12 protein-coding genes are annotated in these 11,283 nt (G+C 62.6%); 5 read left to right on the top strand and 7 right to left on the bottom strand.

Annotated features, from left to right (window positions below; genetic code table 11):
- Nucleotides 1-16 precede the first annotated feature (16 nt).
- Nucleotides 17-1,141, top strand: a complete 1,125-nt coding sequence (locus IVB32_RS39580) for a hypothetical protein (protein WP_018459634.1) — start codon at nt 17-19, stop codon at nt 1,139-1,141.
- Here IVB32_RS39580 and IVB32_RS39585 read toward each other — a convergent pair.
- Genes IVB32_RS39585 through IVB32_RS39595 form a run of 3 tightly spaced genes read right to left on the bottom strand, consistent with a single transcriptional unit; the run spans nt 1,138 to nt 3,921 of the window.
- Complete coding sequence (locus tag IVB32_RS39585) at nt 1,138-1,728, bottom strand: Smr/MutS family protein (protein WP_018459635.1); 591 nt, start codon at nt 1,726-1,728, stop codon at nt 1,138-1,140. The two genes, IVB32_RS39580 and IVB32_RS39585, sit on opposite strands and share 4 nt — an antisense overlap.
- Nucleotides 1,725-3,248, bottom strand: coding sequence for an MltA domain-containing protein (locus IVB32_RS39590; protein ID WP_018459636.1), 1,524 nt, complete (start codon nt 3,246-3,248; stop codon nt 1,725-1,727). The genes IVB32_RS39585 and IVB32_RS39590 overlap by 4 nt, the downstream gene beginning before the upstream one ends.
- Nucleotides 3,226-3,921, bottom strand: a complete 696-nt coding sequence (locus IVB32_RS39595) for a Tim44/TimA family putative adaptor protein (protein WP_007604067.1) — start codon at nt 3,919-3,921, stop codon at nt 3,226-3,228. Before IVB32_RS39595 ends, IVB32_RS39590 begins: the two co-directional genes overlap by 23 nt.
- 415 nt (nt 3,922-4,336) lie before the next feature.
- On the opposite strand from IVB32_RS39595, the gene secB reads away from it, so the two are divergent.
- Nucleotides 4,337-4,819 (top strand): protein-export chaperone SecB, encoded by a 483-nt coding sequence (gene secB, locus IVB32_RS39600; protein WP_007598595.1) that lies wholly within the window; start codon nt 4,337-4,339, stop codon nt 4,817-4,819.
- Here secB and dnaQ read toward each other — a convergent pair.
- The 4 genes from dnaQ to IVB32_RS39620 are packed head-to-tail and all read right to left on the bottom strand — an operon-like array spanning nt 4,816 to nt 7,650.
- Complete coding sequence (gene dnaQ, locus IVB32_RS39605; RefSeq protein ID WP_018459637.1) at nt 4,816-5,532, bottom strand: DNA polymerase III subunit epsilon; 717 nt, start codon at nt 5,530-5,532, stop codon at nt 4,816-4,818. The genes secB and dnaQ overlap by 4 nt on opposite strands.
- 28 nt (nt 5,533-5,560) lie before the next feature.
- The gene (coaE, locus tag IVB32_RS39610) at nt 5,561-6,160 is read right to left on the bottom strand and encodes a dephospho-CoA kinase (RefSeq protein ID WP_085349243.1); all 600 of its coding nucleotides are present in this window, start codon (nt 6,158-6,160) and stop codon (nt 5,561-5,563) included.
- Between the two features lie 23 nt (nt 6,161-6,183).
- The gene (locus IVB32_RS39615) at nt 6,184-6,792 is read right to left on the bottom strand and encodes a Maf family nucleotide pyrophosphatase (RefSeq protein ID WP_247295824.1); all 609 of its coding nucleotides are present in this window, start codon (nt 6,790-6,792) and stop codon (nt 6,184-6,186) included.
- Nucleotides 6,793-6,810: 18 nt separating this feature from the next.
- Nucleotides 6,811-7,650, bottom strand: a complete 840-nt coding sequence (locus tag IVB32_RS39620) for a pyruvate, water dikinase regulatory protein (RefSeq protein ID WP_018459640.1) — start codon at nt 7,648-7,650, stop codon at nt 6,811-6,813.
- Between the two features lie 461 nt (nt 7,651-8,111).
- On the opposite strand from IVB32_RS39620, the gene hemJ reads away from it, so the two are divergent.
- The 3 genes from hemJ to mnmE form a co-directional block, all read left to right on the top strand.
- On the top strand, nt 8,112-8,546 hold the full coding sequence (gene hemJ / locus IVB32_RS39625; RefSeq protein WP_018459641.1) for a protoporphyrinogen oxidase HemJ: 435 nt from the start codon (nt 8,112-8,114) through the stop codon (nt 8,544-8,546).
- 247 nt (nt 8,547-8,793) lie between these two features.
- Nucleotides 8,794-10,059, top strand: a complete 1,266-nt coding sequence (gene rho, locus IVB32_RS39630) for a transcription termination factor Rho (protein ID WP_007598612.1) — start codon at nt 8,794-8,796, stop codon at nt 10,057-10,059.
- Nucleotides 10,060-10,368: 309 nt separating this feature from the next.
- The coding region (gene mnmE, locus IVB32_RS39635) for a tRNA uridine-5-carboxymethylaminomethyl(34) synthesis GTPase MnmE (protein ID WP_247413109.1) at nt 10,369-11,283 on the top strand (915 nt) is incomplete at its 3' end.

An 11,283-nucleotide genomic window follows, 5' to 3' on the forward strand; every position in this document is an offset into this window, starting at 1 on the left:
GCGCTATGGATGCGGCGTGACCGCACGCTTCCTGCAAAACCCCTGGCGCCTGCTGCTCGCGATCAACGCGGCAATCATCGTTGGCGTCTTCGTTCACAAGATCCAGCTGCCGCCTTACGTCCCCTACATCCACCTCCTCGTCGATTACCATTTTGGCTTCATCAAGCGCGCGCTGATCGGGACGATCGTCGCGCTGTTCACCGACAAGGTGCCGCTATGGCTGGTGTTCGCGCTCGGCGGCGCTACATGGCTGGTGACGCTCGGGCTGTACGCAAGACTATTCCAGACAACGTTCGGCTTCACCGCGAAGACATTGCCGACGTTCGTCTTCATCGCGGGCTCGCCGTTCTTCCTCAAGAACTTCATGCACACGCTCGGCCATTTCGACATCTATGGCTGCGCGCTGGCGATCGTCCTGCTGCTGGTGCCGGCCGGCTCGCTGCTGTTCGTGGCGCTGGCTGCGCTGTTCTCGATCGTTCTCGTCCTGATCCACCACATCCATCTCTTGATGTATGTGCCGACCATCATCACCATCGTCGTGATCAGGCATTATCTAGCGCATGGCTGCGATCGCACCAATGTCGCGTTCGGCATCATGGCCCTGCTGGCCGTCTCCGCGCTGTTCTTCGCCGCGCAGTTTTGGGGAACGATGCCGGTCCCGGAGGCGGATTTCGTCGCCGATCTGAAGAGCCGGATGGCCGATCCGTCGCGGACCGACCTGCTGCAGTTTGCCTACATCTGGTATCAGCCGTTGGCGAAGGAGATTTCCGACACCTGGGGCCGCCTGCCGCACAACATCCTCGGCGTGCCCGTGTTCGCGCTGCTGATCTGGCTGCACACACCGCTGTGGCGCTATTTTGCGAATTTGATCGGCGCGCTCGCAAGCGACACGCATCGCCGCCTCGTCATTGCGGCGCTGATCGGCGTCAGCCTCGCCTATGTCGTGATGTTCGCGATGGTATTCGACTATTCGCGCTGGATCTCGAACTGGGCAGTCTGCATGTTCCTGATCCTGCACGCGGTGAAGATGCTGCCCGCCGCACGCGAGACGCCGCTGATTTCGGCGGAAGATCAGACGACAAATATCTTCGGCCTGATTGTCACATTGATCCCGCGCGTCGGAATCGTGCGGCCGTTCTAATATCTCGCCCGCCTGATCCGCACGTAGAGCGCGCCCTCGCCGCCATGGCCGATACCGGCCTCTTCGAATCCGACGACGAAGGCCCGGAATTCCGGCAGGCTCAGCCATTCCGGCACCTGACGGCGCAGCACGCCGCTTTCGCCGCCGCTTCGGCCCTTGCCGGTGATGACCAGCACGAAGGTCAGGCCGTCATGATGGGCGCGGTGCAGGAAGCCGCTCAGCGCGCGGTGGGCACGCATCTGGGTCATGCCGTGCAGATCGAGCCGCGCCTCGATCTCGCTGCGCCCGCGCGACAGCTTTGTGCGCTCGCGCTTGCCGAGCGGCGCCAGCGGCGGCACCGCCGGCTTCGCTGCGCGCGGTGCCGGGGCAGCGGCAATCGGACGTGGCGACGGCGCAATCCGGGGGGCGGGCGCTGCAGGCGAAGACTCGGTGCGTGGTGCAGCTTGCGCCTTCGCCGCACGATGCTTTCTCAGCGGCTTGACCTGCTTTGCGACCGTATCCCACAGCGCGCGCTCTTCCTCACTCAGCGCGCGACGGCGCGGCGAGGGACGAGGCTCCAGCACGGGCGGACGGGACGATCGCTTCATTGTTGCCGATGGGAGCGATTTTTCACCGGCCGCCGCGGCTCCTGAACTGGCTCGATCACGGGACGCGGCACCGGCAGCGGGACTGGACCGGCGACAGCGACCGTCTCGCTCTTGCTTTGCAGCTCGGCAGGCGGCTTGTCCTTCGCAGGCTCCGTTTGCGGAAACAGCTTTGCGATCTTCTCCGAGGGCCGCGGGTCCGGCACCGGGAGCCGCGCGCCGCGCGTTGTGGGATCGAGGCTCTTCGGCACCAGCATCACGAAATGCATGGCATGGCGCAGCCGTCCGGAGACCCGGCCGGCATCCTGACCCGCGCCGAAATAGAGATCGGCGCGCGCCGGACCGATGATGGCCGAGCCCGTGTCCTGCGCGATCATCAAGCGATGGAACGGCGTCTTCGCGCGTTCGGAATCGATCGGCAGCTCGCCTTCGATGAAAAACGGGGTGCCGTAGACGTGGAGCGATTTGTCGACCGCGATCGAGCGGCCGGCCGTCAACGGAATGCCTTGCGCGCCGACCGCCTCCTCCTTGTCGGATAGATTGACCTCGCGAAAGAAGATGTAGGAGCGGTTCTGGCGGCGCAGCTCCTTGGCACCGTCAGGGGTCTGCGCCATCCACTCCCTGATCTTCTGCATCGACATCTCTTCCTTTGGAATGATGCCGCGCTCGATCAGGATGCGACCGACCGCCGTATAGGGATAGCCGTTATAGGCGTCGTAGTTGAGCCGGACCGTGCCGCCGTCGTCGAACTTGATCCGCGCCGAACCCTGGATCTGGGCGAACAGCAGATCGGTCGGGTCCTTCAGCCAGGCAATCTCGAGTCCGCGGCCGGCGATCTTGCCGTCCTCGATCTCGGCGCGGTCGTAATAAGGCACGAGCTTGCGGCGGCCGATCTTGCGATAGACCGGGCCCTTGTTGGGCAGGCTGACCGAATCCTGCTTGTAACCGCGCACAAAGAGATTCGAGGGGCGGCGATAGACCGGGACATTGTAGACGTCGGTCTGCGTGCGCGATCCCTCCAGCACCGGTTCGTAATAGCCGGTGACGAAACCATCGGGCTCGCCGAGGCGCGAGATCCGCAGCGGCGCAAAATTCTCCTCGAAGAAGGTTTTGGCCCGAGCGTCGTCGGTAAGCTCGAGCGATTTGGCGACCCGGCAGGGTTCGCCCAGCGAGGCGCCCAAAGCCTTCGGTTCGGGAGCGCCGGTCTGCGCGTTGATCGGACGGCAGCTCGCGCGAAAGGTCTTGTAGGCGGCGAGATGATTGTCGTCGCCCCAGCCCTTCACGTCGGCCCAGGCCAGCGGCAGATATTGGGCGCCGGGAATTTCGAGCGGCAGGGGAAGCTGCGGATATGGCAAGGCGCGCGGCGGCGCGGCAGGCAATTCCGGGAGATGATGGTGATGGCTGCGATAGTGGCGCCGCGCCGCCTCAGCGCCGAGTGAAAACGACGACAGCGCGACGGCACCTGCGCAAAGCGCCGTCGCGCTGGTCTTCAGGAAAACCTTAATTCGCGCTTCCGGTGCCAACCAGCTTCCAGTTCGGATCGCGAGAAGTGATGTCGCGGGCGAAAGTCCAGATGTCGGTGATGTCGGCGACCGTGTCGGCGCTTCCGTCGACGATGTTGCCGGCCTTGTCCCGGGTGGCCGAGATCATCTGCGAGACGAAGCGGATCGTGAGCTGGGCGGTGCGGTCGCGCAGTTCGGCGCCGACGAGCTCGGCCTTGTCGATCGAGACAAAACGCGTCTCGGTCTTCTGCTCGTTCTTCTCGCGCTCCTTGATCGCGGCATCGAAGCTTTCATAGACCTCCGACGACAGCAGGTCGCGCAGCGCGCGGCGGTCGCCATTGGCAAAGGCCAGCACGATCATCTCATAGGCGCCGCGGGCGCCGGAGATGAAATGCCGCGGATCGAAGGTGGAATCCTTTTCGACGATGGCGTCGAGACCCTGGGCGAGCACGGTGCCCGGCTCGGTCAGGCCCTTCCAACGGTCGGAGGGCGGGGTCGGCTCGGCCGTCGGCGCCAAGGGAGCCTGGTCGATGACCTTGCCCGGCATGGTGACGACGTTCTTGTCCTGGGCGCCCTGGAGCGCGTTGCGGTCGAACGGCGGCCGCTCGTTGCCCGTGCGCTGCCCCAGCACGCTGCGCAGCCTCAGAAAGATGAAGACCGCCAGCGCCAGGAAGATGATGGTGTAGATGTCCACGTCGTATTCGCTTTCTGGTCGTCTGTAGAAGGGGCCGTCTCGAAAGGATCGTGCCGGGAAAATCGATCCGGCCAGTAGACCGTTCCATACCGGAACGGCAAGTCTACATCACCATTTTGGGTCCGCGCGTCAGGTCCGTGGGATGTAGGCACGAAATCTTGCCCGGCCAATGGCGCCTTTTGGCACAGCACCGAGTGTAGCGCGTTTTATGCTTAAGGGGAAACCCGATCCTGCCCGGAAATCGCGCATCTTCAATCGTTTAAGGCGCAGTTGCGCTGGATCGCCGGGGTGAACGCCACAGTTGTGGGCGTGGCCGGAATTCCCCATCCGGGACCGTTCGTCCTTGTGGAACGAGGTAGCCCTATGTTAGCCAACCGCCGCGAAATTCAGCCCAATCGGGTAAGGAGACACTCTTATGACCAACGGTAACGGCACCCCTCCCGAGGCGGCCCAGGCTCCCCAGCTCAACGTCCTGGCGCAATATACCAAGGACCTCTCGTTCGAAAATCCGAATGCGCCCAGCTCGCTCCAGCAGCAGAGCCAGCCGCCCCAGATCAACATCCAGATCAATGTCAGCGCCAACAATCTCAGCGAACAGGAGTTCGAGGTGACGCTGTCGGTCGAGGGCAAGGCCGAGACCGCCGGCAAGATCATGTTCTCGTTCGAGCTCGCTTATGCCGGCGTCTTCCGCATCTCCAACGTGCCGAAGGACAATTTGCATCCGCTGGTCATGATCGAATGCCCGCGCCTGCTGTTCCCGTTTGCCCGTGAGATCATCGCCACTGCCGTGCGCGACGGCGGGTTCCCGCCTTTGATGCTGGATCCGGTCGACTTCGTCGGCCTCTATCGCCAGAACATGGAGCGGCAAATGGCCGCTCAGCCGAGCGGCCAGGCTTAACCAGCCAAAGGGGCGGCTGGAGCGGGCAAGAACTCGTTCCAGATCGCCTTGTCGCCGAGCGTTGCGATGAAGGCCCGGTGGGCCTCGCGCTCGGCGTCCGAAATGCGCGGGGTGAGCGGCGCCGGCCGTTGCCGCCGAGGCGCATCGGCAGCCCCATTGGCGCGAGTCTCTTCGGATTCCGAAGCAAGCAGCAGCTGCGACTGCCGCGCCCCGACCAGATCCACATAGACTTCCGCAAGCAGCTCGGCGTCGAGCAATGCGCCGTGCTTGGTGCGGCGTGAATTGTCGATCGCATAGCGTGAGCAGAGATCGTCGAGCCGGTTCGACACGCCGGGATGCTTGCGCCGAGCCAGCAGCAGCGTATCGACCAGCCGCTCGCGCGGGATCGCCGGGCGCTTGATCCGGTCGAGCTCGGCATTGATGAAGCTGATGTCGAACGAGGCATTGTGGATCACCAGCGGCGCGTCGCCGATGAACTCCAGAAAATCGTCGACGACCTCGTGAAACAGCTGCTTCGTCGCCAGGAATTCGGCCGACAGCCCGTGCACCGCAAAGGCTTCTGCCGGCATGTCCCTTTCGGGATTGATGTAGACGTGGAAACTCTGCCCCGTCGGCATGCGATTGAGCATCTCGACGCAGCCGATTTCGACCAGGCGATCTCCCCGCAACGGGTCAAGGCCGGTGGTTTCTGTGTCGAGAACGATTTCGCGCATGATCTGGGAAGCCGTGTCAGGCGGCGAATCAGGCGCGCCGCTGCGGCATCTTAACGACGTCGGCGAGGATGTGCGCGATTTGGGCGCGCACCGGTTCGAGTCCGTGGGATGTATCCACCACGAAATCGGCACGCCTGCGCTTTTCCGCATCGGGTGTCTGCTTGGCGATGATGGCGTCGAGCTTGGCCTCGTCCATCGTGCCGCGCGCCAGCACCCGCTCGCGCTGCAGTTCCGGAGACGTGGTGACGACGACTACGGCATCGACCCGCGTCTCGCCACCCGTCTCGAACAGCAGCGGTATGTCCAGCACCACGACCGGCGCGTTGGCGGCTTCGGCGTCGGCGAAGAACTTTTTCCGGGAAGCGCCGAGCATCGGATGGACGATCTGCTCGAGCTGCTTGATGGCCGCAGGATCGTGCACCACACGCGCCGAGAGTTTTGGCCGATCAACCTTGCCGTTCGCGGTAGTGCCGGGGAAGGCGGCCTCGATCGCGGGTGCGGCCTCGCCCTCATAGAGCTGATGGACGGCCGCATCGGCATCGTAGACAGGCACGCCAGCCTCCGCGAACAATTTCGCGGTGGTGGATTTGCCCATCCCGATCGAGCCGGTCAGTCCCAGGATCCGCATCAGCGCCCAACCATATCTGCCAGTCACACCGCAACTAGCCGCTCGCGCCGCAGGAACGCAAGCAGCGGCAGCAGCGGCAAGCCGAGAATGGTGAAGTGGTCGCCCTCGATACGCTCGAACAAATGGATCCCCAGGCTTTCGAGCTGATAGCCGCCGACGCTGGTGCTGACGGCGCCGCCGGCGATGTCGAGATAGGCCGAAAGCTCGGCCTCGGTCATCTGCCGCATCGTGAGGCAGGCAACCGAGACGTCCTCGAAGATGATCTCGCCATCGCGTGCGATCGCCACGGCGGAATTCAGCTCATGGCTATGGCCGGAGAGATCGCGCAGCTGCGCCAGCGCCTGGGCGCGGCCCGCTGGCTTGTTGAAGAGGCGATCGCCAAGCGCCAGCGTTTGATCAGCACCAATGACGGTGCTTCCAACGTGATGGGCCGAGACTGCCTTGGCTTTTTCGCGCGCCAGCAGCAGGGCAATCTCGCGCGGACCAGAAAGCCCGGAGGCGGCCTGGATGCCGCGCTCGTCGATATCAGCCGTGATCGCCTTGAACTCGAGCCCGGCATTCGCCAGGAGCATCTTTCTCGCGCTGCTCTGCGAGGCCAGGATCAACGAAGATTTGCCGAGCCAGAGACCCATCGCGAAACTATCCCAAAGCTATTCAGAAGGCCGGTTACGCTGACGATCGCTGTAAAGTTTCATGATCGCCGCGGCGGTTTCCTCGATCGAGCGCCGCGTGACGTCGAGCAGCGGCCAATCGTGCTTGGCGCTCAGCTTGCGGGCAAATGCGACCTCCTCGGCGACCGATTGCTTGTCGGTATAAGTGTCGCTGCTGGAATCGGCCCCCATGGAGAGCAGGCGGTTCGTGCGCACCTGGATCAATCGTTCCGGCGTCGCATGCAAGCTCACCACCAGCGGTCGCGTCAACGTCTCCAGTTGCGAGGGCACCGGAATGCCTGGAACCAGCGGCACGTTGGCAGTGCGGATGCCTCGGTTGGCAAGGTAGATCGACGTCGGGGTCTTGGAGGTGCGGGAAACGCCGACGAGCACCACGTCCGCGTCGTCGAGCCCTTCGACATGCTGGCCGTCATCGTGGATCATCGTGTAGTTCAACGCGTCGATACGCTTGAAGTATTCGGCATTGAGCACGTGCTGGGCGCCGACCCGGCCGGTCGTGGCAGCTCCGAGATAGGCCTCGAACAACTGCATCACCGGCCCGATGATCGACAGGCTCGGAACATTGATCCCCTTGCACTTATCCTCGAGCCTCGAAACCAGATCCTTCTCGAGCAGCGTGAACAGCACGATTCCCGGCGCTTCCTCGATCTCGTCGAGCACGCGATCGAGCTGTTTCTGGCTGCGCACCAGCGGATAGACGTGCTCGACCGGGGTCACGTTGGCGTACTGGGCGGCAACGGCGCGCGCGACCGTGATCAGCGTCTCACCGGTGGAGTCGGAGACGAGGTGCAGATGGAAATAATTGTTCGAAGTCGGCACAAAAGCCCTTTGTATGGAGTCGGTGTGGTTTGTGGATTTCTGTGGAGCTTAACCTCCCGGAAAGGGATGTGCGACACCGGGGGCGGGACAACGGCGGATTTTCTTCACACCGCTGCCCCTGAGAACAACTTCGACGCCCTCCCGAAAGGGAAACGGGATTGCGTCGATAACCCTCTTGATAAGCTGCCGACAGAAACGCGCAAGCCTTTGAAGCTGACCGACTTATCGAAAGCGGCCGGAGCTGTCAGAGGATATGTTGATGGATGTGAACAAGCGCGTGTGAACGGGCGGACGGAGATGTGTGAGTCCAATTCACCGTCACATAGACTCAAACCTTAAGAATCTAAGATTCTTATTGGAGAAGGGCGCTACGGACGGATATGTGTGCAGGCAAGACCTTAACGAGTTCTTACTATCCCCAACGTTTCCCCTCGGCTGGGCAGGAATCCGGACCCCCAGACATGTTTGAAGACGTCTACCTCTGGATCAAGGCGCTGCATGTGATCGCCGTCATTTCCTGGATGGCGGGCATGCTCTATTTGCCACGGCTGTTCGTTTATCATTGCGAGGCTGAAGTCGGCTCGCAGCAGTCGGAAACGTTCAAGATCATGGAACGGCGGCTGTTCAAGGCGATCATCAACCCCGCTATGATCGTGACCTGGCTCGCCGGGCTCTACCTCGCCTGGGCTGGACACTGGTTCACTTTCGGCTGGCTGCACGTAAAACTGGCACTGGTCCTGGCGATGTCCGCGGTCCACGGCTTTTTTTCGCGCTGGCTGAAGGATTTCGCGGCGGACCGGCGCCCCCGGAGCCAGAAATTCTATCGGATTATCAACGAGGTACCAACTGCCTTGATGATTCTGATCGTCATCATGGTGATCGTGAAGCCGTTCTAGGCAGCGGTCGCGAACAATCGCTCAGTGCTTCTGCTTGCGGAGTGTGAGGCGATTTTCTATATTAGCGATATCCCACCCAACGCAGGCGGATGTGGTCGTGTCTGAGCTTTCCAGAGGCCGGACACCCCATCAGGTTTGAAGCCTCACCGGCGCTCTCCTTGCCAGACCTGCGGACCTTACCTTTTCGCGTCCGCATTTCAGAGCCTCCTCGCACCCCCCTCCCAGGTTACCCCACAGGACCACCCCAATGCGGGAAATCAAACTCCAGGACCTCAAGTCGAAGACGCCGGCCGAGCTCGTCTCGTTCGCGGAAGAGAATGGGGTCGAGAATGCCAGCACCATGCGCAAGCAGGAGCTGCTGTTCGCCATCCTCAAGCAGCTTGCGCTCGCCGAGACCGACATCGTCGGCGAAGGCGTCGTCGAGGTTCTCTCCGACGGCTTCGGCTTCCTCCGCTCGCCCGATGCGAATTATCTGCCGGGCCCGGATGACATCTACGTTTCGCCCTCGCAGATCCGCCGTTTTGGCCTGCGCACCGGCGACACTATCGAAGGCCACATCCGCAGCCCGAAGGAGGGCGAGCGCTATTTCGCGCTGCTGAAGGTCAACACGCTCAATTTCGAGGACCCGGAAAAGGCCAAGCACAAGGTCAATTTCGACAACCTCACGCCGCTGTTTCCGAATCAGCGCTTCCGCATGGAAATCGACGACCCCACGCGGAAAGACCTGTCTGCAAGGGTGATCGACATCGTTGCGCCGATCGGCAAGGGTCAGCGCGCGCTGATCGTCGCGCCGCCGCGCACGGGCAAGACCGTGCTGATGCAGAACATCGCGCACTCGATCGCGCATAATCATCCCGAGTGCTATCTGATCGTGCTCCTGATCGACGAACGTCCGGAAGAAGTCACGGACATGCAGCGCTCGGTGAAGGGCGAGGTCGTCTCCTCGACCTTCGACGAGCCGGCGGTGCGCCATGTCCAGGTCGCCGAGATGGTGATCGAGAAGGCCAAGCGTCTGGTTGAGCATGGCCGCGACGTCGTGATCCTGCTGGACTCCATCACGCGCCTCGGCCGCGCCTACAACACCGTGGTGCCGTCATCGGGCAAGGTGCTGACCGGCGGTGTCGATGCCAACGCGCTGCAGCGGCCGAAGCGGTTCTTCGGCGCCGCCCGCAACATCGAAGAGGGCGGCTCGCTGACGATCATCGCGACTGCGCTGGTTGATACCGGCAGCCGTATGGACGAAGTCATCTTCGAAGAGTTCAAGGGCACCGGCAACTCCGAGCTGATCCTCGATCGCAAGGTGTCGGACAAGCGGACCTTCCCGGCGATCGACATTTCGCGCTCCGGCACCCGTAAGGAAGAGCTGATCACCGATCCGGTGGTCTTGAAGAAGATGTACGTACTCCGCCGCATCCTGAATCCGATGGGGACGATGGACGGCATCGACTTCCTGCTCGACAAGCTGCGCTCGACCAAGAGCAATTCCGAGTTCTTCGATTCGATGAACACCTGATTGCAGTGCAACATGATCCAAAGGGCGCCTTCGGGCGCCCTTTTTCTTTGTGCGACTTTGTTGCAGCGAGCTGCAGCATGGCGGGGCGTTGTCGTCTGGAGTAGGCGTCGTCTAAGATGTTGATATAATTTATGAATAGCGGATCGAGGGATGTCGCTCATTCCGTTGCAAGTGGTTCTTGCAGTAGACGCTCGCGAATTTATTGCATCGCACTATTGGTTTTGCTGCGAGAATCCAAGCAGCATAATCGCTCGATTTGTCAGCCGAAACGGATGTTTGCCTTTTCCCTTTCAGCCGGACAAATAGGCTATGTATCCGCGAGACCACACCATCTTTGCACTGTCGTCTGGCCGTCCGCCAAGTGCGCTTGCGGCGGTGCGTGTCTCCGGGCCAGGCGCCAGCCTGGTGCTGACGACGCTGGCGGGCAAGCTGCCGGCGCCGAGGCAGGCCAGCCGCCGGCTCCTTCATGACGGCGTGGGCCAGCCGATCGACGATTCGGTGGTGTTGTGGTTTCCGGGGCCCGGCAGCGCGACCGGCGAGGACGTCGCCGAATTTCACGTCCATGGCGGCCGCGCGGTGCTGGCCGCACTGTTTACCGCAATTTCCGTAATTCCGAATATGCGAGCTGCCGAACCGGGCGAATTCACCCGGCGCGCCTTCGAGAACGGCAAGCTCGACCTGACCGAGGCGGAGGGCCTCGACGATCTCATTCATGCCGACACCGACCGCCAGCGCCGCCAGGCGTTGCGGCAGTTGCAGGGTCTCCTCGGCAATCGCGCGCGCGACTGGCGCGAGCGCATCATCGACGCCTCGGCCTTGATCGAGGCCGGCATCGATTTCTCCGACGAGGGCGATGTGCCCGCCGAGTTGAGAGCGCCTGCGGTCAAGGCGATCAGTGCGCTGCATGACGAAATCGCAGAAGTCCTTGCGGCACAGGGACAAGCTGAACGCTTGCGCGACGGCCTGGTGGTTGCGATCGCGGGCGAGCCGAATGTCGGCAAGTCGACGCTGATCAACCAGCTCGCGCGCCGCGACGTCGCGATCGTCTCGCCGCATGCCGGCACGACACGCGATGTGATCGAGGTGCAGCTCGATCTTGATGGCTATCCCGTCACGGTGATCGACACGGCCGGCATTCGCGAGACCGACGATCCGGTGGAGCAGGAGGGTGTTCGCCGGGCGCGAGCCCGAGCCGAAGACGCCGACCTCGTGTTGTGGCTGGTG

Source organism: Bradyrhizobium sp. 23 (genome assembly GCF_023073295.1).
GTDB lineage: Bacteria > Pseudomonadota > Alphaproteobacteria > Rhizobiales > Xanthobacteraceae > Bradyrhizobium > Bradyrhizobium canariense_D.

What these genes read in the sequence shown, in the direction of transcription:
- IVB32_RS39585 (WP_018459635.1), bottom strand. Translation starts at nt 1,728, where the DNA reads ATGAAGCGATCGTCCCGTCCGCCCGTGCTGGAGCCTCGTCCCTCGCCG.
- secB (WP_007598595.1), top strand. Translation starts at nt 4,337, where the DNA reads ATGACCAACGGTAACGGCACCCCTCCCGAGGCGGCCCAGGCTCCCCAG.
- dnaQ (WP_018459637.1), bottom strand. Translation starts at nt 5,532, where the DNA reads ATGCGCGAAATCGTTCTCGACACAGAAACCACCGGCCTTGACCCGTTG.
- coaE (WP_085349243.1), bottom strand. Translation starts at nt 6,160, where the DNA reads ATGCGGATCCTGGGACTGACCGGCTCGATCGGGATGGGCAAATCCACC.
- IVB32_RS39615 (WP_247295824.1), bottom strand. Translation starts at nt 6,792, where the DNA reads ATGGGTCTCTGGCTCGGCAAATCTTCGTTGATCCTGGCCTCGCAGAGC.
- hemJ (WP_018459641.1), top strand. Translation starts at nt 8,112, where the DNA reads ATGTTTGAAGACGTCTACCTCTGGATCAAGGCGCTGCATGTGATCGCC.
- rho (WP_007598612.1), top strand. Translation starts at nt 8,794, where the DNA reads ATGCGGGAAATCAAACTCCAGGACCTCAAGTCGAAGACGCCGGCCGAG.